The sequence below is a fragment of the Dermatophilaceae bacterium Soc4.6 genome, from assembly GCA_039889245.1.
GTDB lineage: Bacteria > Actinomycetota > Actinomycetes > Actinomycetales > Dermatophilaceae > Lapillicoccus.
Map to the genome: position 1 here is coordinate 917,077 of JAZGVH010000002.1, position 25,498 is coordinate 942,574.

The following is a 25,498-nucleotide window of genomic DNA, read 5'->3' on the forward strand; positions in this document are numbered from 1 at the left end:
TCAGCGCTGGGTCGCGTCCGTCACCTCGCCGACGAGCTCCTCGATGACGTCCTCGAGGAAGACCACCCCCGTGACCTGGCCCGAGTCGGACACGACACGGGCGAGGTGGGCGCCCGAGCGCTGCATGGTCGCGAGCACGTCCTCCACCTCGTCTGCGGGGCGCACGGTCGCGAGCCGCCGGATCCGCTTCGCCGGCACCGGCTCGTCGTGCCGCTCGTCGTCGGCGTAGAGGATGTCCTTCAGGTGCAGGTAGCCGGTCACGTCGCCGCCCGCGTCGGTGACGGGATAGCGCGAGTAGCCGTGCCGGGCGACCAGCCGCTCGATGTCGGAGGGCGTCGCGCCGGGTCCGACCGTGACGAGCCCGTCGACGGGCACCGCGACGTCGGACGCCTGCTTGTCGCTGAACTCCAGGGCCGAGCGGACGAGTCCTCGCCGCTCCTCCTCGAGCAGACCCTCGGCGTGACTCTCGGTGACGATGTGCGCGACCTCCTCGGCGGTGAACGCGCTGGTGATCTCGTCCTTCGGCTCGACCCCGAAGCGGCGCACGAGCCACTTGGCGATCGCCTCCATCACCCGCACGAAAGGGCGCAAGGTGCGCGAGACGTAGAGCAGCGGCGGCACCAGCATCAGCGCGGCCCGGTCGGGGCCGGCGATGGCGAGGTTCTTGGGGATCATCTCGCCGACGACGACGTGGAGGTAGACGACGACCAGCAGGGCCAGGACGAGCGCGATCGCGCTCGTCCACGCCTCGCTGACGCCGAGGTCGGCCAGGTGCCACGACTCGAAGAGGCTCTGGAGCACCTCGTGCAGGGCCGACTCGGCGAGGGCCCCCAGCCCGACCGAGCAGACGGTGATGCCCAGCTGGGCGGTCGCCAGCATCGACCCGAGCTGCTCGAGGGCCTGCAGGCACATCCGCGCGCTGGCGCTCCCCTGCTCGGCCAGGGGCTCGAGGGTCGAGCGCCGGGCGGCCATCGCGGCGAACTCGGCCCCGACGAAGAACGCGTTGCCGAAGAGCAGGAGCACCGAGACCCACAGGGCGGCGGCGTGGCTCATCGCCCGCCACCCCCGCTCGGGCTCTGGGGGGCGCTGACCGCGCCCGGGCCGACCTCCTGGGCGCCACCGGCCGCCCCCGGCCAGTCGACGAGCGCGGACTCGGGCCGGGGGGTCAGCCGCAGGCGGTCGACCCGACGGCCCTCCATCCGGGCGACCCGCACGGTCCAGCCGGGCACCTCGACCTCGTCGTCGACCCGCGGCAGCCGGCCGAGGCCGGCCATGACGAAACCGCCGAGGGTCTCGTAGGCCGCGCCGTCGGGCACCACCGCCCCGGTCGCCTCGCGCACCTCGTCGGGTCGCCACAGACCGGGCACCGCCCAGGCGCCGTCACCGAGTGGCTGCGCGTCGCCACCGGAGCGGTCGTGCTCGTCGCTGACCTCGCCGACGATCTCCTCGACGACATCCTCGAGGGTGACCACGCCAGCCGTCCCGCCGTACTCGTCGACGACGACCGCCATCTGCAGGCCCGCCGCCCGCAGCTGCAGCAGCAGCGGGTCGAGGCGGATCGTCTCGGGCACGAGCACCTGCGCCACCATCAGGGCGCTGACCGGCACATCGGCCCGGCGCTCCTGCGGCACGGCGATGGCCTTCTTGACGTGCACGATGCCGTCGATGTCGTCCCAGCCGCCGTCACCGGTGACCGGGAAGCGCGAGAAGCCGGTCTGCCGGGCCAGGCGCAGCACGTCCTCGGCGCTCGCGGTGCGCTCGACCGACACGGCGCGCACCCGCGGGGTCATCACGTCGGAGGCGGTGCGGTCGCCGAAGTCGAGGCTGCGGGTCAGCATCCGCGCGGTGGTCTCCTCGAGGGTGCCCTGCAGCGCCGAGCGTCGCACCAGGCTGGCCAGCTCCTGCGGGGTGCGGGCCCCCGAGAGCTCTTCCTGCGGCGTGATGCCCAGGGCCCGCAGGAAGCGGTTGGCCGAGCCGTTGAGCACCACCACGAGAGGGTGCACGACCACGGCGAAGGCGCGCACCGGGAAGGCGACGACCTTGGCGGTGGGCAGGGGCGCCGAGATGCCGAGGAACTGCGGGAGCAGCTCACCGAAGACCATGGAGAACACCGTGACCAGGACCAGGGCCAGCGTCGTCGCGACCGTGCCGGCCACCGAGGTCGAGAGCCCGAGCGAGGTCAGGGGACCGAGCAGGAGCGCCCCGACCGACGGCTCGGCGAGGTAGCCGACGATCAGCGTGGTCAGGGTGATGCCGACCTGCGCCGCCGACAGCTGGGTCGACAGCTCCCTGATCGAGCCGAGCACCAGCCGGGCCCGTCCGTCGCCCTCGTCGACCGCCTGCTGGACCGTCGGGCGGTCGAGGGCGACCAGGGCGAACTCGGCGGCCACGAACAGGGAGGTGCCCGCGGTGAGCGCGATCGCGGCGAGCACGAGCAACCACTCGGTCATAGTGACCCCATCCTAGGGGCTGCCCTGTCTCGACCCCGAGTCGTCCCTGATCTCCCCCTCGCGGGGGATCTTCACGTCACCTGTGCGTGGTGGGATGTGGGCCATGACGCAGCCAACCGCGCAACAGCGCACCCCACCCCGACCGGGCGGCCCACAAGGGGCCCGGATCGAGGTCCACGGCCTCAGCAAGCGCTTCGGGTCCTTCCTCGCCGTCGACGACCTGACCTTCAGCGTCGAGCCGGGACGCATCACCGGCTTCCTCGGTCCCAACGGCGCCGGCAAGACCACGACCCTGCGCATGCTGCTCGGCCTGGTCTCCCCCACCAGCGGCACCGCCACGATCGACTCCCACCGCTACCACGACATCCGGCACCCGCTGACCGAGGTCGGCTCGGCCCTCGAGGCCACGAGCTTCCACCCCGGCCGCAGCGGCCGCGACCACCTGCGAGTCATGGCCGCGGCCGACGGCATCCCCGACCGTCGGGTCGACGAGCTGCTCGAGCTCGTGGGCATCCCTGCTGCCGCCCGCAAGCGGGCCGGGGGCTACTCGATGGGCATGCGCCAGCGGCTCGGACTGGCCGCCGCCCTGCTCGGCGACCCGCGTGTCCTGATCCTCGACGAGCCCGCCAACGGGCTCGACCCCGAGGGCATCCGGTGGCTGCGCGGCTTCCTGCGCCACCTCTCGGCGGGGGGCAAGACGATCCTCGTCTCCAGCCACCTGCTGCAGGAGGTCGAGCAGACCGTCGACGACGTCGTCATCATCGCCAACGGCCGGCTGGTGCGTCAGGGTCCGCTCGAGACCCTGCAGGCCGAGGCCACCACGGTGGTGCGCACGACGGACCTCCCGCGGCTCGGTGAGGCCCTGGCCATCCGAGGCGTCGCGAGCCAGCTCGCCGACGGCGGCCTCCTCGTCTCGAGCGCCGACCTCACCCTCATCGGTGACACCGCCTTCGCGGCTGGGCTCGCCGTTCACGAGCTGCGAGCCAGTACGGGAAGCCTCGAGGCCCTCTACTTCCAGCTCACCGAAGGCACCAACCGCAACCAGGGGAACGCGGCCGCCGGGTCGACCCCCACCCTGACCAAGGAGATGTCGTGATGGTGGGCGCCGTGCGGTCCGAGCTGCGCAAGATCTTCACCACCCGTCTGTGGTGGGGGATGCTGATCGGGGTCGTCATCGTGGGGGCGGGGCTCTCGGCGGCCTTCGCGGGGCTGGTCAGCAACGACCCCGGCGCCGCGTCCGACCAGGGCGGGTTCGGCGCGAACACGGCGGCGACGATGCAGGCCGTCCTGTCGGCGGGCTTCATCGTCTTCAGCCTGACGGCCCTCTTCCCGCTGGCCCTCGGCATCATCCTGATCACCCAGGAGTTCCGTCACAAGACGTTCACCGCGACCGTGCTGACCACCCCACGTCGCAGCGTGGTGGTCGTCTCGAAGATCCTCGCCATCGTCGTGATCGCCGCCGTCTACGCCGTCGTCTACGACATCGCCAGCGTCGCCGGTGGGGCGGGGGTGCTCAAGGCCCGAGGCCTGAACACGTTCGTCACGGACCCCGAGGTCGTCAAGACCCTCCTGCTGATGGTGATGGCCTTCGTCGTCTGGGCGCTGCTCGGCTTCGGGTTCGGCATCCTCGTGCGCAACCAGATCGCCGCCGTGCTCGCTGGTGTCGGCGTCACGCTCATCCTGCAGCTGGCCCTCAACATCGTCTTCTCGATCAAGGGGTGGGAGACCGCGCTCAAGTTCGTGCCGGGCAACCTCACCGGGTCGATGCTGATCACGAGCGACTCCGGCGGGCTGAACGGGCCGGCCGGCCCTGCCCCGTTCTCGTGGTGGGCCTCGGCCCTCATCCTCGTCGGCTACGCCGCGGTGATGACCGTCGTGGGGTCGGTCATCACCGCCCGCCGCGACATCACCTGACCACGAGCGAATGGCGCCTTCGAGCCGTCCGGCGGCCCCGACCGGACGGACGGCTCGAAGGTGCGTCACCCCACACCGGGGGTGGTCTCGCGGGCAGGGACTGAGGTCTAGGCTGACCCGTGTCCGTGTTGCGTCCGGCACCGAACAGCCATCGTGGGACGCGGCCGCTGTCGTCGACGCTCCTGAAAGAGGCGTATCCGCCGTGTCCGACCAGTCCCGCACCAGTGCCGACCTTGCGGACTTCGGTCCCAACGAGTGGCTCGCGGACGAGATGTACCAGCTCTACCTGACCGACCCGACCTCGGTCGACCCGGCCTGGAAGACCTACTTCGACGCGCACCCCGCGGGCGGTAACGGCTCCGCGGGCAACGGCTCGGCGACGAACCGCACCGCCGCGAAGGGCTCGCCCGCCGCGCCCACGACCACGGCACCCGCCGCCCCTGCGCAGCAGTCGGCTCCGGCGCCGGCCCCGCCCGTCGCGAAGCAGCAGAAGACCGAGGAGCCCGCGGCACCCCGCACCCCGCCCAAGCCGCGCGACATCCCCGCGGTCAGGAACACCGGGCCCGTCACCGACGCCGAGACGACCCCGCTGCGCGGGCCGGCTGCCCGCGTCGTGACCAACATGGAGTCGTCCCTCCACGTGCCGACCGCGACCAGTGTGCGCGCCGTCCCGGCCAAGCTGCTCATCGACAACCGCGTCGTCATCAACAACCACCTGGCCCGCTCACGTGGCGGCAAGGTGTCGTTCACCCACATCATCGGCTACGCCATCGTGCGAGCCGTGGCGAAGATGCCGGAGATGAACAACGGCTTCGGAATGCGTGACGGCAAGCCGGTGCTCGTCAAGCCAGCCCACGTCAACCTGGGGCTGGCCATCGACGTCTCGAAGCCCGACGGCAGCCGCGCCCTGCTCGTGCCGAGCATCAAGTCGTGCGACGAGATGGACTTCGTGCACTTCTGGACGGCCTACGAGGACATCGTGTCCAAGGCCCGCCACAACAAGCTGACGGTGGAGGACTTCGCGGGCACCACGCTCTCGCTGACCAACCCGGGCACCATCGGCACCGTGCACTCGGTGCCCCGCCTCATGGACGGCCAGGGCACCATCGTCGGCGTCGGGTCGCTCGACTACCCCGCCGAGTGGCAGGGCGCCAGCACCGAGACGATCAACCGCAACGCCGTGAGCAAGATCCTCACCCTCACGAGCACCTACGACCACCGCATCATCCAGGGCGCGCAGAGCGGTGACTTCCTGCGGATGCTCACCCAGCTGCTGCTCGGGGCCGAGGGCTTCTACGACGACATCTTCGAGTCGCTGCGCATCCCCTACGAGCCGGTGCGCTGGGTGCAGGACATCTCGACCAGCCACGACGACGACATCAACAAGGTGGCGCGCGTCCAGGAGCTCATCCACGCCTACCGCGTGCGTGGCCACCTGATGGCCGACACCGACCCCCTGGAGTACCGCCAGCGCCGGCACGCCGACCTCGACGTCACCAACCACGGCCTGACCATGTGGGACCTCGAGCGGTCCTTCGCGACCGGCGGGTTCGGCGGCGAGCCGTTCCTCAAGCTGCGCCGCATCCTCGGCATCCTGCGCGACTCCTACTGCCGCACCGTGGGCATCGAGTACATGCACATCCAGGACCCCGAGCAGCGCCGTTGGATCCAGGACAAGGTCGAGGTGTCCTACGCCAAGACCTCCCGCGACGAGCAGATGCGCATCCTGCGGCGGCTCAACTCGGCCGAGGCCTTCGAGACCTTCCTGCAGACCAAGTTCGTCGGGCAGAAGCGCTTCTCGCTCGAGGGCGGCGAGTCGGCCATCGCGCTGCTCGACCGCGTGCTGTGCCGGGCGGCGGCCGACGGCCTCGACGAGGTCTGCATCGGTATGCCGCACCGCGGGCGCCTCAACGTGCTCGCCAACATCGCCGGCAAGTCCTACGGCCAGATCTTCCGCGAGTTCGAGGACCAGCAGGACCGCAAGTCGGTGCAGGGCTCGGGCGACGTGAAGTACCACCTCGGCACCGAGGGCGAGTTCGTCTCGGAGGACGGCTCCTCGACCCGGATCTACCTCGCGGCGAACCCCTCGCACCTCGAGACCGTCGACCCCGTGCTCGAAGGCATCGTCCGGGCCAAGCAGGACCGGCTCAACCTCGCCGGCGAGGCCTTCACCGTGCTGCCGGTGCTCATGCACGGTGACGCCGCGTTCGCGGGCCAGGGTGTCGTCGCCGAGACGCTCAACCTCTCCGAGCTGCGGGGCTACCGCACCGGCGGCACCATCCACATCATCGTCAACAACCAGGTCGGCTTCACCACCTCGCCGGCGTCGTCGCGCTCCTCGGAGTACTGCACCGACGTCGCGCGGATGATCCAGGCGCCGATCTTCCACGTGAACGGCGACGACCCCGAGGCCTGCGTGCGGGTCGCCGAGCTGGCCTACGAGTACCGCCAGGCGTTCAACAAGGACGTCGTCATCGACATGGTCTGCTATCGCAGGCGGGGCCACAACGAGGGTGACGACCCCTCGATGACCCAGCCGCTGATGTACAACCTCATCGAGGCCAAGCGCTCGGTCCGCAAGCTCTACACCGAGGCGCTGATCGGTCGCGGCGACATCTCGGGTGACGACGTCGACGCGGCCCTGCGCGACTACCAGCAGCAGCTGGAGCGGGTGTTCGTCGAGACCAAGGAGGCCATCACCTCCACGTCGACGAGGGCCGGCGGCCCCGACGAGAGCGGTCTCGAGAAGCCCGTCGCCCAGACCGACGACGCCCTGCCGGTCTCGCCGACCGTCGCTGCGGTCTCGGCCGTCGAGCTCGGCCACATCGGCGAGGCGTTCGTCAACATCCCCGCGGGCTTCACCGTGCACCCCAAGCTCCGACAGCTGCTCGACAAGCGGGCCGCGATGGTGCGCGACGGCGGCATCGACTGGGCCATGGGCGAGCTGCTGGCCTTCGGCTCCCTGCTCAAGGAGGGCACCCCGGTGCGGCTCGCGGGGCAGGACAGCCGCCGGGGCACCTTCGTGCAGCGCCATGCCGTGCTGATCGACAAGACCAACGCGCAGGAGTGGACCCCGCTGCTCTACCTCGGTGAGGGGCAGGCGCGGTTCTGGGTCTACGACTCGCTGCTCAGCGAGTACGCCGCCATGGGCTTCGAGTACGGCTACTCGGTCGAGCGCCCCGACGCGCTCGTGCTCTGGGAGGCGCAGTTCGGCGACTTCGCGAACGGCGCCCAGATGATCATCGACGAGTACATCAGCTCGTCGGAGCAGAAGTGGGGCCAGCACTCCTCGGTGGTGCTGCTGCTCCCCCACGGCTACGAGGGGCAGGGGCCCGACCACTCGTCGGCCCGCATCGAGCGCTTTCTCGCGATGTGCGCCGAGGACAACATGACGGTCGCCTTCCCGACGACGCCGGCCTCCTACTTCCACCTCCTGCGCCGGCAGGCCTACGCCCGTCCGCGCCGGCCGCTGGTCGTGTTCACCCCGAAGTCGATGCTGCGCCTGAAGGCCGCCCAGAGCTCCGTGGCGGACTTCACCGAGGCGACCTTCCAGCCGGTGCTGGCCGACCGGCGAGAGCTCGACCCGACGAAGGTGACCCGCGTCGTCCTGGCCACCGGCAAGGTCGTCTGGGACCTCGAGGCCGAGCGGATCAAGCGTGAGGACGACACCACCGCCATTTTGCACGTCGAGCAGCTGCACCCCGTGCCCGGAGCAGAGGTGGCGGCCCAGCTCGGCCGCTACCCCGACGCCGAGGTCGTGTGGGTGCAGGAGGAGCCGAAGAACCAGGGGGCATGGCCCTTCATGGCCCTCAACCTGCCGGAGGCGCTCGCCGAGCTCGGGGAGCACCGGCCGTTGCGGGTGGTCGCGCGCAAGGCCTCGGCCTCGCCCGCGACCGGGAGCCACCACCAGCACGACGTCGAACAGAAGGCTCTGGTGGCCACGGCGTTCGACCGCTGACCGGCACGCGATAACCTCGCTCTCGTGTACTTCACCGACCGGGGAATCGAGGAGCTGTCGAGCCGTCGTGGCGAGGAGCAGGTGAGCATCGACTGGCTGGCCGAGCAGCTGCGCTCGTTCGTCGACCTGCACCCCGAGTTCGAGACGCCCGTCGAGCGCCTCGCCACCTGGCTCGCCCGTCTCGACGACGACGACGAGTGACCCGCGCCTCCCACCGCACCGCCCCCCCAACACCCACCGTCCGGAAGGACCCCGCGTGAACACCCCGAGCGGACCGGCGGCCGACAGGTCTGCGGTCCCTGTCCCCGGCCCTTCCGACCAGCAGGCTCCGGCGTTCCACGCCAGCGCCCAGCTCGTGGTCGCCGAGGGGCGCCGTGACGTGGGGATGTGCTTCGTCGGCGCCTCGATGGTGGCCGGGTACGGCGACCCGAAGGGTCTGGGCTGGGTCGGTCGTGTCGTGAGCCGCTCGCAGCACGCCGACCTCGACCTCACGGCCTATAACCTGGGGGTGCGCGGTGACACCTCGGCCGGGGTCGTGCAGCGGTGGCGCCGTGAGTGCGAGCCGCGCTGGGAGTCCCGCACCGAGCGACGGCTGGTGCTGTCGGTCGGCGCCAACGACATCGAGGGCGACGTCACGGTGTCGCGATCGCGGCTCAACCTCGCCAACATCCTCGACGAAGCGAGCTCGCACGGCATCGCGACCTTCGTCGTGGGGCTGGCCCCCGGCCGCGACGCCGAGCGCAACGCGCGGGTCGCCACGCTGGCCGAGGTGCAGGCCGACGTCTGCGCCCGTCGCGGCATCACCTACGTCGACTGCTTCCGCCCCCTGGTGACCCACGAGCAGTGGGTGTCCGACCTGGCGGCCTCCCCCGACGGTGTGCACCCGGGCCAGGCCGGCTACGGGCTCATCGCGTGGCTGGTGCTGCACAACGGCTGGTACGACTGGCTGCAGGTCCCCTCCTCCTGACGTGACCCCGCCTGGCCGGGGCCCTTGCCACGACGGACAACGCGATATAACGTGAATTCAACACACGACATATCGCGTTCGGCAGCGTCGACGCGGACGGGAGGACAGCCATGAGCCACGGCAGCGCAGGGTCGACCACGCGCTCGCGGGGGACCCCCGTGCAGGACTGGCGGCTCGACGGGCCACGGGTGCTCGACATCGGGGCTGTGGGTGACCACGTGGCCTCCCTGCGGGTGGCTGTGGTCGGTGGCCGGGTCGACGTCGTCACCCACGACGACTCCCCCACGGCCCGGGTGGAGGTGACGTCGGTGACCGGACTGCCCGTCCACGTGCACTGGGACGGGTCGACCCTGTCGGTGACCCACGGCAAGGACGGCGACAGGAACGTGCTGGAGATGATCCGCCGCACCGTCGAGGGGTTCAGCACCACCACCGCCGTGCTGAGCATCTCGGTGCCGCCCACCACGCAGACGAGCGTGAGCACCGTGAGCGCAACCGCCCTCCTCTCGGGCCTGCGGGGGCGGGTGCGGGTCAACACGGTCTCGGGGATGCTGACCCTCAGCGACCTCCAGGGCGACCTGGACGTCAACACGGTCACCGGTGACGTCGAGTGCACTGACGTGAGCGGCCCGCTGAAGGTCAACGCGGTCTCGGGGGCGGTGACGGTGAGCCGGGGGGCGCTGCCGACCGCCCGGCTCAACACCGTGAGCGGCGACATCGCCCTGGACCTGACGTCCGGGCGCTGCCACCTCACCTCGAACAGCGTCTCGGGCGACGTGACGGTCCGTGCACCCCTGGAGGGCTACGACGTCGAGGGCAACACCGCCTGGGGGCAGGTGGTGGTCGACGGCACGACGGTCACGACCGGTGGCGACCACGGCCGCGGCCGGGGGGGACGACTGCGGTCCGGTGACGGGGCCCTGCGGGTCAAGGCCAGCGCGGCGTCGGGCAGCATCGTCGTCCTGCGGGCCGCAGCCCAGGACCAGCCCCAGGACCAGCCCCAGGAACAGCCCCAGGACCAGCCCGAGGGCTGGGGTGGTGGGGCATGAGCCCGGTCTTCGCGCACGGTCAGCTGCGGCTCTACCTGCTGGACCTGCTGGAGCAGGGGCCCCGACACGGCTACGAGGTCATCCAGGACCTCGAGCAGCGCTTCCACGGGCTCTACACCCCCAGTGCCGGCACGGTGTACCCCCGTCTGGCCAAGCTGGAGCAGGAGGGCCTCGTGGCCCGCACGGACGAGGGCCGCAAGGCGACCTACCGCATCACCGACGCCGGACGGGCCGAGGTGGCGGCGCGGCGCAGTGACCTCGCCGACCTGCACGGCGACCTCGAGCGCAGTGCGCGCGACCTCGCGCAGGAGGTCCGCGAGAGGGTGCAGGGCCAGACGGCCGACCTGCGGGCCGAGCTCAAGGCCGCCGCGCAGGCGGCGCGCTCCAGTGCCCGACCCGCGGGTGGCTCGGGTGGCTCGGGTGGTTCGGGTCACTCCGGTGCGGGCGGGTGGCCGGACCTCGAGCGGGCCATCGCCGACCTGCGCGCCCAGGCCAGAGGGGGGTGGGGGACGCGAGGCCTCACCGCGGAGCAGGTCGGCGAGGTCGTCGCGATCCTCACCGAGGCCTCGGCAAGCATCCGCGAGGTGGTGAGCCGGGGCCGCTGAGGGCGCCCGGCCCGGGCCCACCCAGCTCAGAGGATGGCGTCACCCTCTCGGCCCGCCGGGCCCTCGTCGGCGGCTGCGACCGGTCGGCCCGGGACGGCCAGCGCGCTGGCGACCGCCGCGACGACGACCAGACCGAGCCCGACACCGAGCACCGTCTGCCCTCCCTGCACGAGCGCGACGGCGACCGGGGCGAGCACGAGGTTCCAGACGACCGTCGCCGTCCGTGGCCAGCTGGCCCGGCGCCACCACCCGAGGGCCAGGGCAGCCAGCGCCACCGCGACGATCGCGAAGAGCACGATCGAGGAGACGATCCCGGCCCCGTCGAACCCCTGCCCCCGGCTCAGCTCGACCAGGTAGTAGGCGGCCACTGCGGCCACCGCCACGGATTGCAGCCCCGTGATGAGGCATACGGCCACGCGAGCGGGAGTCACCCCACCAGCCTACGCAGCAGGAGTCCGGGGCCACGGCGAGGCCGCCGACGAACGCCACGAGTCGCGTGTATGGCACATACAAGACTTATGTTACATAAGGCTCCATCGATGTCACCCCCTGGGACGCCGGACCGTGTGTCGATCTCGAAACACTTGTGTCAGGGAGGTGAACAGGAGAGTATTGGCGCTGGCCCGGAACACAGGCCGCTAGCTTGTCGTTGGCCTTGAGAGGCCGACGCAGAGGATCGACGACGACGTCGCGCTGGCGTGTCCGACGGCCTGCCGAGGCGCGCTGGTGCCCGCAAACTCCCCCCGATAACAGCAGGTCATCTCGATGACAGCGGCCTGCGACCGACACGAAACCTTGACGACATACCTATGAGCGCAGCGACATACACCCGACCGAATACCCCCCACCAGGGCCGCACGCGTGGGCTCCCGACGCCTGTCCGATCGACGTCGTCGACCGCGAACCCTCTCCCCCGCACGACGAGGAGCACGATCACCATGGACTGGCGCGACCGCGCTGCCTGCCTCGACGAGGACCCCGAGCTCTTCTTCCCGATCGGGAACACCGGGCCGGCGATCCTCCAGATCGAGGAGGCCAAAGTCGTGTGCCGTCGGTGTGACGTCGTCGACACCTGCCTGAAGTGGGCCCTCGAGTCCGGCCAGGATGCCGGCGTCTGGGGCGGCCTCTCCGAGGACGAGCGCCGCGCCCTCAAGCGCCGCAACGCCCGCGCCCGCCGGGCTGGCTGACCGCAGGCGTCAGCGAGGCGGGCTCGTGCGCGACCCCGCCGAGGTGGACGCAGAGCCGTCGCCGGGCAGGGACCGCAGGAGGGCCGTGAACTCCACGACCGTGCCGTGCGGCTCGGCCGCCCGCCAGGTGATGCGGCCGCGCAGGTCCTGCACGAGGGACTGCACGATCTGGGTGCCCAGACCCGACCCGGGCCGACGGCCCCCCTCTCGGATCCCGGTGCCGTCGTCGGCGATGCACACGCGGAGCAGGTCGGCCCCCTCGGCCCGGCTCTCGCGCCCGATGTCGATCGACACGGTGCCGCCCGCCTCGGCCAGACCGTGCTCGATGGCGTTCTGCACCAGCTCGCTGAGGATCATCGCCAACGACGTCGCGTCCTCTGCGCGCAGCCGGCCCCAGGGCTCACCCGTGCGCTCCCGCTTGATCTGCTTGTCGTAGGCCGCGACCTCGACGACCGCCCGGAAGCAGCGCTCGGCGATGTCGTCGAAGTCGACGGTCTCGTCGAAGCCCTGGCTCAGCGTCTCGTGCACCAGCGCGATGGTGCCGACGCGACGGACGGCCTCGTGCAGTGCGGCCTTGCTGTTGGGGTCGCTCATGCGCCGCGCCTGCAGCCGCAGGAGGGCAGCCACCGACTGCAGGTTGTTCTTCACCCGGTGGTGGATCTCACGGATCGTGGCGTCCTTGGTGAGCAGCTCCTGCTCACGCCGCCGCAGCTCGCTGACGTCGCGGACCAGCAGGAGAGCCCCGAACCGCTGCCCCACCTCGGTGAGCGGGATCGCGCGCATCGAGATCACGGCCCCCCGCCCCACCACCTCGGTGCGCCACGGCTGTCGCCCCGTGATCACCAGCGGCAGCCCCTCGTCGACCGGTGAGCTGTCACGCAGCACCGACGTGACGATCCGGCTGAGCGACTCACCGATGACGTCGCCGACGTACCCCAGACGGTGGATGGCCGAGACCGCGTTGGGGCTGGCGTAGGAGACGACGCCCTCGACATCGAGCCGCACGACCCCGTCGCCCACTCGAGGCGCCCCGCGACGCAGACCCGTCGGGGCCGACGAGTGAGGGAACTCGCCGCCGGCGATCATCCGCGAGAGCGCGTCGGCGGTGGCGAGGTAGGTCAGCTCGAGACGGCTCGGTGTGCGCATCATCGACAGGTTGGTGTGGCGGCTGATGACGGCCACCGACCTCCCCCGACGCACGACCGGGATCGCCTCCTCGCGCACCGGCAGGTCGTCGCGCCACTCGGTGTCGCGCTCGCGGACGATCCGTCGCTCGGCGAAGGCCTGCTCGAGCGTGTCGCCACGGGCCTTGCTGGCGTAGGTGCCCACCTGGTCCTCGTAGAAGACCATCTGGCCCGTGGTGGGCCGGATGTGGGCCACGGCGTGCCACTGCACACGCGACGAGCGCACCCACAGCACGAGGTCGGCGAAGGACAGGTCGGAGAGCAGCTGCCAGTCGCCGACCAGCAGCTGGAGCCACTCGACGTCGGCCACCTCGAGCGTCGAGTGCTCGTGGAGCAGGTCGGCTAGCGTGGACACGTAGCGGAGCCTAGTCGCCCGTCGGTGATGCCCTGGGCGGCGCGGTGCCGACGCGGGTCACTGATGCTGGCCGGCGCTGCGCAGCACCGACCGGAGCGTGCGCAACGCCACCGACAGGGCCGCGATGCCGGCGTTGTCGAGCCGCTCGATCCCGGTCAGCGTCGTGCGGGCCCGGGTGAGGGCCTCGCGGTTGGCCTCCGCCCACTGCTCGAAACGCCTCCGGGGCGCGTCGTCGCCCGCACCCGGCTCGCTGGCCGCCAGGACGGCGCGGGTGAGGGAGTCGAGGACGGCATACAGGTCGTCGCGCATCGCGCCGCGGGCCAGCGCGTCCCACCGGTCGTCACGCGGCAGCCGCGAGACGCGGGTGAGCATGCCGTCGATGCCCAGCTGCTCGGAGCAGTGGTAGTAGACCCCCACGACCTCCTGCGGCGTGCGTCCGGTGTCGTGGGCGATCTCGACGACGTCGAGCAGCGAGAAGAGGTCGAGCAGGCCGGCCGCCTGCAGGGCGAGGTCGGCTGGTGCCCCCAGCGCCTCGAGCTGTGCGGCCCGGGCGCTCAGGCGCTCGCGCTCGTCGCCCTGGAGCAGCTCGTGGATCTGAGGGGCGAAGTGCGCGACCGGACCGCGGAAGCGCTCGACCTCGGCCCCGACGTCGATGGTGCCCGGCCGGGTCGTGAGGAACCACCTGCTGGCGCGGTCGAGCAGACGACGGAACTCGAGGTAGAGCGCTGTCTGCACGGCCGTGGGGACCTGGTTGTCGAGGGCTTCGACGGTCGTGACCCACGACGTGAGGTCGAAGACCTCGCGACAGACGACGAACGCCCGTGCGATGTGCTCGGCCTCGGCTCCCGTCTCGTCCCCCGCCCGGAAGGCGAACGTGATGCCGCCGCGGTTGATCATCGAGTTCACCACGGCGTTCGTCACGATCTCGCGGCGCAGCGGGTGGCTGGCGAGGCGGTCGGCGAGCTGCTCGCGCACCGGCGCCGGGAAGTAGTCGACGAGCGTGGCGTGGAACCACGGGTCGTCGGGGAGCCCGGTCGGCAGCAGGTCGTGCTTGAGGGCGAGCTTGGCGTAGGCCACGAGCACCGCGAACTCTGGTGAGGTCAGCCCCAGACCGGCCTCGTGACGTCGCGCGATCTCTGCGTCGCTGGGCAGGAACTCGATGCTGCGGTCGAGGTCCCCCCGCTCCTCCAGCCAGTGGATCAGGCGCTGGTGCACCGAGAGCATGGCGTGCTCCTGCGCCCGCGCGTTGCCGAGCAGCACGTTCTGCTCGTAGTTGTCGCGCAGCACCTGCGCCGCGACCTCGTCGGTCATCGAGTGCAGCAGGAGGTTGCGCTGCTTGAGGGTGAGGTCGCCCTCGCGCACCAGGCCCGTCAGCAGGATCTTGATGTTGACCTCGTGGTCGCTGGTGTCGACACCGGCCGAGTTGTCGATCGCGTCGGTGTTGACGCGCACCCCGGCCTGGGCGGCCTCGATCCGCCCGAGCTGGGTGAGCCCGAGGTTGCCGCCCTCACCCACGACCCGCACCCGCAGCTGGGCCCCGTCGACGCGGATCGCGTCGCCCGCACGGTCACCGACCTCGTCGTGGGTCTCGGCCGTCGCCTTGACGTAGGTGCCGATCCCGCCGTTCCACAGCAGGTCGACCGGGGCCTGCAGGATGGCGTGGATCAGCTCGGACGGCGTCGTGCTGCGGGTGCCGACGGGCAGGCCGAGGGCCTGCACCACCTCGGGGGTCACCGGCACGGACTTCGCCGCCCGGGGGTGGATGCCGCCTCCGGCGCTCAGCAACGAGGTGTCGTAGTCCGCCCACGACGACCGGGGCAGCTCGAAGAGCCGCCGACGCTCGGCCGCCGACGAGGCAGCATCCGGGGTCGGGTCGAGGAAGACGTGCCGGTGGTCGAAGGCCGCCACCAGGCGGATGTGGTCGGAGAGGAGCATGCCGTTGCCGAAGACGTCACCACTCATGTCACCGATGCCCACGACCGTGAAGTCCTCGCGCTGGGTGTCGACCCCGAGCTCACGGAAGTGACGCTTGACCGACTCCCACGCCCCCCGCGCGGTGATGCCCATCACCTTGTGGTCGTAGCCCTCGGAGCCGCCCGACGCGAAGGCGTCGTCCAGCCAGAAGCCGTAGTCCTGCGAGCGGCGGTTGGCGATGTCGGAGAAGGTCGCCGTGCCCTTGTCGGCGGCGACGACGAGGTAGGTGTCGTCGGGGTCGTGGCGCACCACCGACGCCGGCGGGACGACCTCGCCCGAGACGAGGTTGTCGGTGAGGTCGAGCAGCCCCGAGATGAAGAGCTTGTAGGCGGCGATGCCCTCGGCGAGCCAGGCCTCGCGGTCGACGCCCGGGTCGGGCAGCGCCTTGGCGTAGAACCCGCCCTTGCTGCCGGTGGGGACGATGACGGCGTTCTTGACCATCTGCGCCTTCACCAGCCCGAGCACCTCGGTGCGGAAGTCCTCGCGGCGGTCGCTCCATCGCAAGCCCCCGCGGGCCACCTTGCCGAAGCGCAGGTGGACGCCCTCGACCCGGGGGCCGTAGACCCAGATCTCGAACTTCGGGCGGGGCGCCGGCAGGTCGGGCACGAGCTGGGGGTCCAGCTTGAGGCTGACGTAGGCCGCCGGCCGACCCTGCGCGTCGAGCTGGTAGAAGCTCGTGCGCAGACCGGCCCGGATCACCCCGAGCAAGGCCCGGATGATGCGGTCGTGGTCGAGGCTCGCGACGTCGTCGAGGCGCGCCACCACCGAGGCGGCGACCGCCTCCTCGGCGTCGCGGCGCGCGTCACCGGGCAACCCGGCATACCGGCTGGGGTCGAAGCGGGTCTCGAAGAGCTCGACGAGCGAGCGCGCGATGGCCGCGTTGGAGATCAGCGCGGCCTGCACGTAATCCTGCGAGAAGGTCGAGCGCGTCTGGCGCAGGTACTTCGCGACCATGCGCAGGACGACGACCTGCCGCCAGGTCAGCCCCGCCTCGAGGACCAGGGCGTTGAAGCCGTCGGACTCGGCCTCACCCCGCCACACGGCGCGCACGGCGTCCTGCAGCAGCGTCCGGCGAGCCTCACGGTCACCGGCCGCGCCCCAGTCGGAGGCCCGAGCCGCGCGCAGGCCGAAGTCGTAGACGTGCACCATGACGCCGTCGGCGCGGTGCACCTGGTAGGGGCGCTCGTCGACGACCTCGACCCCGAGGTCGGTGAAGAGCGGGAGGACCTGGGTCAGGGACAGCGCCCCGCGGCGGTAGAGCTTGAAGCGGCGGTCGTCGCCCGAGGCCCCGGGCTGCTGGTAGAGGTTGAGCTCGACCGCCTCGTCGGTGTCGAGGCTCTCCATCCGGCGAAGGTCGGCGACGGCGACGCGCGGGTGGAAGTCCTCCTTGTAGGCCTCGGGGAAGGCCCGTCCGTAGAGCCCGACGAGACGGGCGCCGGTCTCCTCACCCAGGTCGGCCCGGACGGCCTCGGCGAGGTCCTCCTCCCAGGTGCGGGTGGCGTCGACGATCGCTGACTCGAGGGAGGCGACGTCGACGCTCGGCACGCTCTCGCCGCGCGCGACCCGCGCGACGAAGTGCAGCCTCGCCAGGGCGGACTCGCCGACGCGGGTGGAGAAGTCGATGCTGCTCGCGTGGAAGGCGCGGCGCAGGATGGCCTCCATCTTGAGCCGGACCGAGGTGTTGTAGCGGTCGCGCGGCAGGTAGACCAGGCACGACATGAACCGGCCATAGACATCCTGTCGCAGGAACAGGCGGGTGCGTCGTCGCTCCTGCAGCCGCAGCACCTCGAGGGTGGTGTCGAGCAGCTCGTCGGTCGGGGTCTGGAGCAGCTCGTCCCGTGGGTAGCCCTCGAGCACCTCGAGCAGGTCCTTGCCCGAGTGGCTGTCGGCCGAGAAGCCGGCCCGCTCGAGCAGCTCGTTGACGCGGTCGTCGAGGATCGGGATGCCGAGGATCGACTCGGTGTAGGCACTGGAGGCGAGCAGTCCGAGGAAGCGTCGCTCGCCGGTCACCGCCCCCTGGTCGTCGAAGGTCTTGATGCCGACGTAGTCGAGGTAGACGCTGCGGTGAACCGTGGCGCGCGAGTTCGCCTTGGTGACGATGAGCAGCTGCCGCTCGCGGGCCTTCGCCCGGGCCGCGGGCGTCAACGGCGTGCGGGGCGTCGGCGAGGCCGGCCCGGCCTCGCGCAGGATGCCGAGACCCGTCGAGGGCACGACCTCGAGGGTCTCGTCGCCCCCCTCACCCGTCAGGACGTACTCGCGGTAGCCCAGGAAGGTGAAGTGGTGGTCAGCCAGCCAGTCGAGGAAGCGAGCGGTCGAGGTCGCCTCCTCCGTGGGCACCCCGGCGGGTGGTTGCGCGCGGAGCTGCCCGGCGATCTGCGCGCACCGCGCCCACATGCGCGGCCAGTCGTCGACGGCGTCGCGCACGTCGGCGAGCACCTGTCGCAGGGATGTGGCGATGGCCGCCCGCTCGTCGTCGGAGCCGACCCGGTCGATCTCGAGGTGCATCCACGACTCGGTGCTCGTGCCGGGCTCGGGGACGGGCACCGGGTCGCTGTCGAGCACCTCGAGCAGCGTGCCGTCGGCGTCGCGGCGGACCACCAGCTGGGGGTGGACGAGCAGGTGGATCGTGCGGCCGCGGCGCGTCAGCTCAGCCGTCACCGAGTCGACCAGGAACGGCCGGTCGTCGGTCACGACCTGGACGACCGTGTGCCCGCTCGACCAGCCGTCGGAGGCGGCGTCAGGGTTGAGGACGCAGACGTCGACGGTGCCCGGCGGGCGCACGGAGGCGAGCTCGCGGTGCGACAGCGCGGCGCCCAGCAGGTCACCGGGGTCGCGGGCGAGGAGGTCCTCGGTGGCCACGTGCCGGTAGTAGCGCTGGATGAAGGCCTCGAGGGAGCCGGCAGGAAAGAGCCCCTCACCGCTGCTCCCCCTTGCGGACGGACCCCCCAGGTCTGACGCAGCGCGCAGCTGCTGGGTGCGTGACAGGTCCAGTGACGCGGACATCGCGGTCGTGCTTCCTCACCTCGGGAATGTGGCCCACGTCGTCGGGAGCCAACCTGACGACACTATCGCCGACCCGCCGACGCCGCGCTCCCCCCCTCGGCCGGGGAGGCCACGGGCGCCGGCGGCCGGTGGAGAACTTTCGGGGCAGTAGGCCGATCTCCCCTAGGCTGGCAACGTGACCAGCTCTCCCGGCTCGGGGCGACCCGGGTCCGCCACGGGCACCGCACAGGTCCTGACCGATGTGCGGCGGGCCGCGCTGGAGGCCGCGGATGCCCTGCTGCAGCACGTGCCCGACACCGGCGACCACACCACGGGACGGGCCGTCGACGCCTTCGTGGAGCAGTCGGTCGACGCTCTCCGCGCCTTGGCCGAGGTGACGGGCGAGGCGCTCGCCACGGGTGACGACGGCGACGGGTCAGCCGAGCGGGGCCCGGACCCAGGGCCGGTGGGTGCGCGACTGCCCTCCGTCGAGCTGCCCCCGCGAGGGTGGCACTGGTGAGCACGGCCGTCGCCGGCGACCCGTCGGGCTGCTCGCAGCTCGGTGCCGAGCTGCGCTCGAGGGCGGCCACGTTGCTCGCGCTGCACACCGAGGTGGTCGAGCAGCAGCGGGGCAGCGGGCGGAGCCGGCGCCGAGACCACCTCGACCCCCTGCTGGTCGAGCGCGACCGCGCCACCCTCGAGGCCGTGGCCGTGCGCCTGGATGCCGCCGGGGCGGCTCTTCAGCGCTACGCCCAGGAGCTCGCCGCGATGGGGCAGGAGGCCCAACGGATCGAGCGGGCCGCTCGGGCCGCGGGGCTCGAGCTCGACGGGCTGCGGGTCGTCGAGCCGTGGGGCGTTGCCGCACCCGACACCGCCCGCGCCCGGCTCGAGGCGATGCCCGACCTGCAGCGCCGCTCCGAGCGGCTGGCCTCGCAGGTCGCTCGCGCCCGCGGCAGCCTGCGGCGCAGCCTCGAGGGTGGGCGTGACGAGCTCGAGCGCACAGCGGCGGGGGTGCGAGGCTCCCTGGGCTGAGCGGGGTGAGCGGAGACACGCGGTGAGACCGGTCAGCCTGGGCATCACCGCGGTCGTGGTGCGGATACCGTTGCCGCCATGAAGATCAGCGAGAGCTTCGAGTACCCCGCGTCCCCCGCGGACGTCGCCGTCATGGTCGCCGACCCGGCCTTCCAGGCGAAGAAGTGCGAGGCATCGCACCCGCTGTCACACTCCGAGTCGGTGGTGCAGGAGGGGGGCAGGACGCGCATCGTCGCGCGGCGCGTCATGCCCACGGACGACTTCCCCGACTTCGTGCGCTCGATGATCGGGCCGCAGATCGTGGTCGTCGAGACCTACCTCTGGGAGGCCCCGGCGAGTGACGGGTCACGCAACGGCACGCTGACCGTCGACATCGGAGACGGCAACCTGCCGGTCGGCATGACCGGCACGATCACCCTCAAGCCGCACGGCACCGGCTCGGTCATCCGCGTCGACGGCGAGCTCAAGGCCAGGGTCATGCTCATCGGGGGCAAGATCGAGAAGGCCGCCGAGCCGGCCGTCCGCGACGCCATCGACAAGGAGCACCAGACCGGCATGGAGTGGCTCGGCGCCTGAGCGGTCGCGCTGACGTGGGGCGAGCTCGACGCTGCGTCGGGTGCCACCTTCGCCCTACGTCGACGATCTTCGACGTAGGGCGCCGCACATCGGACCTCCCTCAGCCCATGTGCGGGTAGGCGTGCTGCGTCGCTGGCACGAAGGTCTCCTTGATCGACCGGGCACTGGTCCACCGCTGGAGGTTCTGAGCCGCGCCGGCCTTGTCGTTGGTGCCCGAGGCGCGCCCACCGCCGAAGGGCTGCTGGCCGACGACGGCGCCGGTGGGCTTGTCGTTGACGTAGAAGTTGCCCGCCGCGAAGCGCAGCCGGCGGGTGGCGTCGGCGATGGCCACCCGGTCGGTCGCGATGATCGCCCCGGTCAGCCCGTAGGGCGCGAAACCCTCCATCTGGTCGAGCACGGCGTCGTAGCGGTCGTCCGGGAAGACGTGGACGGCCAGCACGGGACCGAAGTACTCGGTGCGGAAGGCTTCGTCGCTCGCATCCGCGATCTGGAGCACCGTGGGCCGGATGAACCAGCCCTGCGAGTCGTCGTAGGTGCCCCCGGCGACGACGTCGATGCCTGCCGTGGCGTGCGCCCGGTCGATGGCCGCCGCGTTCTTGGCGAACGACCGCTCGTCGATGACGGCCCCGAGGAAGTTGGAGAAGTCGGTGACGTCGCCCTGCGGGAGCCCGTTGGTGAGGTCGGCGAGGTCGTCCTTGATCTGCGTCCACAGCGACGCCGGCACATAGGCGCGCGACGCGGCCGAGCACTTCTGCCCCTGGTACTCGAACGCCCCGCGGATCAGGGCGGTGCGCAGGACGTCGGGGTCGGCCGACGGGTGCGCGAGCACGAAGTCCTTGCCGCCGGTCTCACCCACGAGACGGGGATAGGTGCGGTAGGAGGCGATGTTGGCCCCCACCTGCTGCCACAGCGAGTGGAAGGTCGGTGTCGAACCGGTGAAGTGGATACCCGCCAGGTCGGGGTCGGCGAGGGCGACCCGGCCGACGTCGAGGCCGTCACCGGTGACGAGGTTGATGACCCCGTCGGGCAGCCCGGCCGCCTCGAGCAGCTCCATCGTCAGCTGCGCGGCGAGACCCTGCGTCGGTGACGGCTTCCACACGACGGTGTTGCCCATGAGGGCGGGAGCCGTCGGGAGGTTGCCGGCGATCGCGGTGAAGTTGAAGGGGGTGATGGCGAGCACGAAGCCCTCGAGCGGCCGGTGGTCGGTGCGGTTCCACACGCCCTTCGCATTGAGCGGTGGCTGCTCGGCCAGGATCTGGCGGGCGAAGTGCACGTTGATCCGCCAGAAGTCGATCAGCTCGCAGGCCGCGTCGATCTCGGCCTGGTAGCAGGTCTTGCCCTGGCCCAGCATCGTGGCGGCGTTGAGGGTCTGGCGCCACGGGCCCGACAGCAGATCGGCTGCCTTGAGGAAGATCGCCGCCCGGTCGTCGAAGGACAGCTCGCGCCAGCCGGGAGCGGCGTCCTTGGCCGCCTGCACGGCCGCCTGCGCGTCGCCGACGGTGGCGTTGCGCAGGGTGCCTAGCACCTTGCGGTGGGCATGCGGCTGCCGCACGTCGATCTCGGAACCGGAGCCGACGACCTGTCGTCCCCCGATCGTGTGCGGCAGCTCACGCTGCTGCCCCCCCAGTGCAGCCAGCGCTAGCTCGAGGTCCGCACGCTCGGCACTGCCGGGTGCGTAGTCGAGCACCTGCTCGTTGGCGGGGACAGGGACCGAGGTGACGGCATCCATGTGGTGTGGGCTCCTGGGGGTAGAGACTCGGGGGCAGGGGCGGACGACGGGCGCTCGCCCGCCCACTCTTGCACGACCCCGGGGGTCAGGCGCCCGCCAGACGTGCGACCTCGGCGAGCTCGGTGACGTCGTACCAGAGCAGGTCGGGCTCGGCCAGGCTCCCCGCGGGGGGCTCCTCGACGTGCAGCGCGACGATCCGCCGGCGCGAGACGACGCCCCGCACGCCCACGTGCGCCGCGATCCCCGAGGTCGACGGGGCGACGTCGACGTCGGGCGAGTCGAGGTCGGCGGCGGCGATGACCAGCGGCCGGTCCGAGCCGTCACGGGCGACGACGGCAGCGTCCCGGGCAGCCATCAGCGCGAGGTACTCGAGCCCTTCCTCGTCCTCGGTCGGGTGAGCGCGCTCGAGCCACTCGGTCACCGCGAAGCCGTCAGCGATGCGCATCTCGTTGCCGCCCAACCACATCTGGATCGCGTCGGGGGGGAGCGGGAGATAGACACGGCACTGGTGCACGGGGCTCCTTGGAGAGTCGGAGGGGTAGGGCCTGGGGGGACCGGGCGCTCGAAGGGTAGTCCTGCTGCGCGGTCAGGCGCGTCCGCGTACGGGCGCGGGATCGGCGAGCGCGACCCGCGAGGTGCGCAACGACGTCTCGACGACGACGGGTCGCCGCGTCACGTCCATCAGGTTGCCCCCGATGGCCTCGAGATCCTCACGACCGGGGCCGACCATCGTGACCTGGGCCCCGTCAGCGTGGACGACGTTCATCTCCTTGAGTGCCTTGGCCGTGACCCTGGTCCGCCACTGGCGCTCGAGCCGCGACACCAGCTGCGCGGGCGCGTCGGTCTCGAACGACACCTGCGGCGCGAGCACGTAGACCTCGTCGAGACCGCACCCCACCAGCAGGTCGAGGTTGGTGGACGACCAGGTGCCGCCGTCGATGAAGCGGCGTTCGCCGATGCGCACGGGTTGGTACCACCCCGGGATGGCGCACGAGGCCATGACGGCGTCGGCGACGTCGACGACGGGTGCCCCCTCACGGCCGAAGGCCACCCGCACGCCCGCGTCGTAGTCGAACGCCACGACCGACAGGCCGGGGCGCGCGACCCACCCCTCGGGCTGCACGTGGCGGACCATGGCCCCCACGCTGTCGAGGCTGCCCCGCCCCTCGGGCAGGAAGGCCGCGAGGACGGCGGTCGGGGGGAGCTGCCTCAGCTCGCGAATCCCCTTGCGCAGCAGCACCGGTGAGCCGAGGCCCGCTCTCGGCGCGGGTGGGCGGTCACCCTCGGTGGCCCGCTCGTAGTCCCACTCGAAACCCGCGAGCGGGCCGTGGCGGACGTGACCTTCGAGCTGGTGCGTGCGCAGGTCGTCGACACTCACGCCGGCCGCGAGCATCGTGCACAGGACCGACCCTGCCGACGTGCCCACCAGCTCGTCGAACGAGTCGACCGAGACACCGAGCGACTCCTCGAGGGCGGCCAGCGCACCGATGGCCCACGCCGCCCCCAGCACCCCACCACCCCCGATCACGAGGCCTCGACGGGGGCCCACCGCAGCCGCCGCCGCAGGGCTCACCGGCTGCCGTCCGGCTTGTCGGACAGCTCGGCGAGCGAGTCGACGATGCTCTGACCGAGGACGTCGACGTCGGGCATGGAGTTGCGGTCGGCATTGAGGCCGTAGTACACCCCGCCGTCGTAGGACGTGAGCCCGATCGCCAGGGCCTGGCCGCGGGCCAGCGGCATGACGGGGAAGGTCGACAGCATCGGCGCGTCCGCGGCATACAGGGTGGACTGCGGGCCGGGCACATTGGTGATGATGACGTTGAAGAGGCGACGGGACATCGCCGAGCCGAGACGCGCCCCCAGCGCGTGCAGGGTCGGTGGGGCGAAGCCGGCGAGACCGACGAGCCGCCCGGCGCCCACCGCCTGACCGCCCTCGATCTGCTGGCGCATGGCGAACGCGATCTGGTGCAGCCGCATCGAGGCGCCGGGCTCGCCCACGGGCAGGTCGACGAAGCAGGCCGTGAGCCGATGGCCCGGGCTGCCACCCCCGTCGCCCCTGTCGCCCCCGTCGCCTCCCTCGATGCTCACCGGCACCATGGCCCTGACGACGGTGCTGGGCCCGACGGGCTCGCCGCGGGTCAGGAGCCAGGCGCGGAAGGCGCCGGCCAGGGTGGCGAGCACGACGTCGTTGACGCTGACGTCGTCGGCGTAGGCGCCGCGTCCGAGCCGCGCACGCACCAGACGGTGGTCGGCCAGGTCGGTGCCCACCATGACGAAGCGCCGCGCCGCGCCGACCTCGGCGTTGAGTGGGCTCACGGGGGCCGGGCGGGCGGCACCGCGCGCGACCGTCGTGGCCAGGGACCCGAGCCCGCGCACGACCCGGCCGCTGATCGCCCGCGCCTCGTTGACGCCCTCGAGGATCGACTCCACCGCCTGCCCCGGCGCGAAGACCTGGTCGAGCACCGCGTCACCGACCAGCTGGAGGTCGGTCGGCTCGGGCTGGGGCCGCCAGGGGTCCGGCCGCGAGGGCACCGGCGTCGGCTCGGACGTGAGGATCAGCTGGGAGATGTCGACGGCACTGACGCCGTCGACCATCGCGTGGTGGGTCTTGGTGACGATCGCGAAGCGCCCGTGCTCGAGGCCCTCGATGAGATAGACCTCCCACAGCGGGCGGTGCCGGTCGAGCTGGCGCGACTGGATCCGGGCGACGAACTCCTGCAGCTGGTCGTCGCTGCCCGGCCGGGGCAGTGCCGAGCGTCGCACGTGGTAGCTGAGGTCGAAGGTCTCGTCGTCGACCCAGACCGGGTTGGCCAGCCCGCCCGGCACCTCGCGCACCTTCTGCCGGAAGCGGGGGTAGCCGATGATCCGGTCCCGCACGAGGGCGAGCAGCGTCTCGTGCGCGAAGCCGTGCTCAGCCGGCTCGAAGACCATCACCGATCCGACGTGCATGAAGGTCGTCGGCCCCTCGAGGTAGAGGAACGACGCGTCGAGCGAGGTCAGTCGGTCCGGCACAGCCACATCGTGTCAGAAGCGAGGCGGGGTCGAACGTCGCGCCCGGCTGGTATTAGGAGGATCTCATCCGGGGCCCGGATGGAGGGGAGTGGGTCACCGGAGGGCGGCGCCCCCGTGACCGAACCGGCGCGTCGACGGGCAGGACCAAGACGGTCGTCAGGGCGATGACGGGGCCGAGCGTCCCGGCGACCCGGACGGCACGGGCCGCCTGGCAGAGGTGACGCGCGATCGTGGGGATGTTCAACGCAGGTGCCCGTCTCGCGCAACAGCCATCGACCTCGCAGGGGGCCACGGGTCGAGCGGGTGGGGGACGTGGGTCGCCATCGGTCCCGGGACGATCGTGTGAGGCGCACGGGTCGCGGCACCGCGTGGGGACGCGGGCCCAGGCGCTGACCGGGCGGGGTGAGGGGGGTGTGGAGCTCGAGAGACATCGGCCGGGTGGGGTACCAGCCGGTGTGCTGTCGTCGACGCGAGCGAGGCTCGTCCCGAAAGGCCTACATCAACCTATCAATCGGACATATGCG

20 protein-coding genes are annotated in these 25,498 nt (G+C 71.7%); 11 read left to right on the forward strand and 9 right to left on the reverse strand.

Annotated features, from left to right (window positions below; all coding sequences use genetic code 11):
- Complete coding sequence (locus tag V3N99_04295) at positions 1 to 1,053, reverse strand: hemolysin family protein (GenBank protein MEO3935962.1); 1,053 nt, start codon at positions 1,051 to 1,053, stop codon at positions 1 to 3.
- Positions 1,050 to 2,450, reverse strand: coding sequence for a hemolysin family protein (locus tag V3N99_04300; protein MEO3935963.1), 1,401 nt, complete (start codon positions 2,448 to 2,450; stop codon positions 1,050 to 1,052). Before V3N99_04300 ends, V3N99_04295 begins: the two co-directional genes overlap by 4 nt.
- A 103-nt stretch (positions 2,451 to 2,553) precedes the next feature.
- Here V3N99_04300 and V3N99_04305 point away from each other — a divergent pair, with 103 nt between their 5' ends.
- The 7 genes from V3N99_04305 (at position 2,554) to V3N99_04335 (ending at position 10,943) form a co-directional block, all read left to right on the forward strand.
- Complete coding sequence (locus V3N99_04305) at positions 2,554 to 3,546, forward strand: ATP-binding cassette domain-containing protein (GenBank protein MEO3935964.1); 993 nt, start codon at positions 2,554 to 2,556, stop codon at positions 3,544 to 3,546.
- A complete protein-coding gene (locus tag V3N99_04310; GenBank protein MEO3935965.1) occupies positions 3,546 to 4,364 on the forward strand; it encodes an ABC transporter permease subunit in 819 nt (272 codons plus the stop codon). The genes V3N99_04305 and V3N99_04310 overlap by 1 nt, the downstream gene beginning before the upstream one ends.
- Before the next feature lie 202 nt (positions 4,365 to 4,566).
- The gene (locus V3N99_04315) at positions 4,567 to 8,322 is read left to right on the forward strand and encodes a multifunctional oxoglutarate decarboxylase/oxoglutarate dehydrogenase thiamine pyrophosphate-binding subunit/dihydrolipoyllysine-residue succinyltransferase subunit (GenBank protein MEO3935966.1); all 3,756 of its coding nucleotides are present in this window, start codon (positions 4,567 to 4,569) and stop codon (positions 8,320 to 8,322) included.
- A 24-nt stretch (positions 8,323 to 8,346) separates the two neighbouring features.
- Positions 8,347 to 8,523 carry a DUF6104 family protein gene (locus V3N99_04320; GenBank protein MEO3935967.1) on the forward strand — a complete coding sequence of 59 codons (177 nt, stop codon included), beginning with the start codon at positions 8,347 to 8,349 and terminating at the stop codon, positions 8,521 to 8,523.
- Positions 8,524 to 8,677: 154 nt separating this feature from the next.
- Complete coding sequence (locus tag V3N99_04325) at positions 8,678 to 9,289, forward strand: GDSL-type esterase/lipase family protein (protein MEO3935968.1); 612 nt, start codon at positions 8,678 to 8,680, stop codon at positions 9,287 to 9,289.
- 110 nt (positions 9,290 to 9,399) lie between these two features.
- Positions 9,400 to 10,338: a DUF4097 family beta strand repeat-containing protein gene (locus tag V3N99_04330; GenBank protein ID MEO3935969.1), complete on the forward strand. Its 939-nt coding sequence runs from the start codon at positions 9,400 to 9,402 to the stop codon at positions 10,336 to 10,338.
- A complete protein-coding gene (locus V3N99_04335) occupies positions 10,335 to 10,943 on the forward strand; it encodes a PadR family transcriptional regulator (protein MEO3935970.1) in 609 nt (202 codons plus the stop codon). Before V3N99_04330 ends, V3N99_04335 begins: the two co-directional genes overlap by 4 nt.
- A 26-nt stretch (positions 10,944 to 10,969) precedes the next feature.
- Here the strand turns inward: V3N99_04335 and V3N99_04340 are convergent, their stop codons facing one another.
- Entirely contained in the window at positions 10,970 to 11,374 is a 405-nt protein-coding gene (locus V3N99_04340; protein MEO3935971.1) for a hypothetical protein, read from the reverse strand.
- A gap of 507 nt (positions 11,375 to 11,881) precedes the next feature.
- On the opposite strand from V3N99_04340, the gene V3N99_04345 reads away from it, so the two are divergent.
- Complete coding sequence (locus V3N99_04345; GenBank protein ID MEO3935972.1) at positions 11,882 to 12,130, forward strand: WhiB family transcriptional regulator; 249 nt, start codon at positions 11,882 to 11,884, stop codon at positions 12,128 to 12,130.
- Between the two features lie 9 nt (positions 12,131 to 12,139).
- Here the strand turns inward: V3N99_04345 and V3N99_04350 are convergent, their stop codons facing one another.
- Entirely contained in the window at positions 12,140 to 13,669 is a 1,530-nt protein-coding gene (locus tag V3N99_04350) for a histidine kinase N-terminal domain-containing protein (GenBank protein MEO3935973.1), read from the reverse strand.
- Positions 13,670 to 13,726: 57 nt separating this feature from the next.
- Positions 13,727 to 18,646, reverse strand: a complete 4,920-nt coding sequence (locus V3N99_04355; GenBank protein ID MEO3935974.1) for an NAD-glutamate dehydrogenase — start codon at positions 18,644 to 18,646, stop codon at positions 13,727 to 13,729.
- A gap of 175 nt (positions 18,647 to 18,821) precedes the next feature.
- Here V3N99_04355 and V3N99_04360 point away from each other — a divergent pair, with 175 nt between their 5' ends.
- The 3 genes from V3N99_04360 to V3N99_04370 all read left to right on the forward strand — a co-directional run bounded on the left by V3N99_04360 (position 18,822) and on the right by V3N99_04370 (position 20,233).
- On the forward strand, positions 18,822 to 19,145 hold the full coding sequence (locus tag V3N99_04360; GenBank protein MEO3935975.1) for a hypothetical protein: 324 nt from the start codon (positions 18,822 to 18,824) through the stop codon (positions 19,143 to 19,145).
- On the forward strand, positions 19,142 to 19,657 hold the full coding sequence (locus V3N99_04365; GenBank protein MEO3935976.1) for a hypothetical protein: 516 nt from the start codon (positions 19,142 to 19,144) through the stop codon (positions 19,655 to 19,657). Before V3N99_04360 ends, V3N99_04365 begins: the two co-directional genes overlap by 4 nt.
- 78 nt (positions 19,658 to 19,735) lie before the next feature.
- The gene (locus V3N99_04370) at positions 19,736 to 20,233 is read left to right on the forward strand and encodes a DUF2505 domain-containing protein (GenBank protein ID MEO3935977.1); all 498 of its coding nucleotides are present in this window, start codon (positions 19,736 to 19,738) and stop codon (positions 20,231 to 20,233) included.
- A gap of 100 nt (positions 20,234 to 20,333) precedes the next feature.
- Here the strand turns inward: V3N99_04370 and pruA are convergent, their stop codons facing one another.
- The 4 genes from pruA to V3N99_04390 all read right to left on the reverse strand — a co-directional run bounded on the left by pruA (position 20,334) and on the right by V3N99_04390 (position 24,974).
- Positions 20,334 to 21,962, reverse strand: coding sequence for an L-glutamate gamma-semialdehyde dehydrogenase (gene pruA, locus V3N99_04375; protein MEO3935978.1), 1,629 nt, complete (start codon positions 21,960 to 21,962; stop codon positions 20,334 to 20,336).
- 85 nt (positions 21,963 to 22,047) lie between these two features.
- A complete protein-coding gene (locus V3N99_04380) occupies positions 22,048 to 22,476 on the reverse strand; it encodes a hypothetical protein (GenBank protein ID MEO3935979.1) in 429 nt (142 codons plus the stop codon).
- Positions 22,477 to 22,548: 72 nt separating this feature from the next.
- Complete coding sequence (locus V3N99_04385; GenBank protein MEO3935980.1) at positions 22,549 to 23,535, reverse strand: patatin-like phospholipase family protein; 987 nt, start codon at positions 23,533 to 23,535, stop codon at positions 22,549 to 22,551.
- Positions 23,532 to 24,974, reverse strand: a complete 1,443-nt coding sequence (locus V3N99_04390; GenBank protein MEO3935981.1) for a wax ester/triacylglycerol synthase family O-acyltransferase — start codon at positions 24,972 to 24,974, stop codon at positions 23,532 to 23,534. Before V3N99_04390 ends, V3N99_04385 begins: the two co-directional genes overlap by 4 nt.
- Positions 24,975 to 25,498 lie beyond the last annotated feature (524 nt).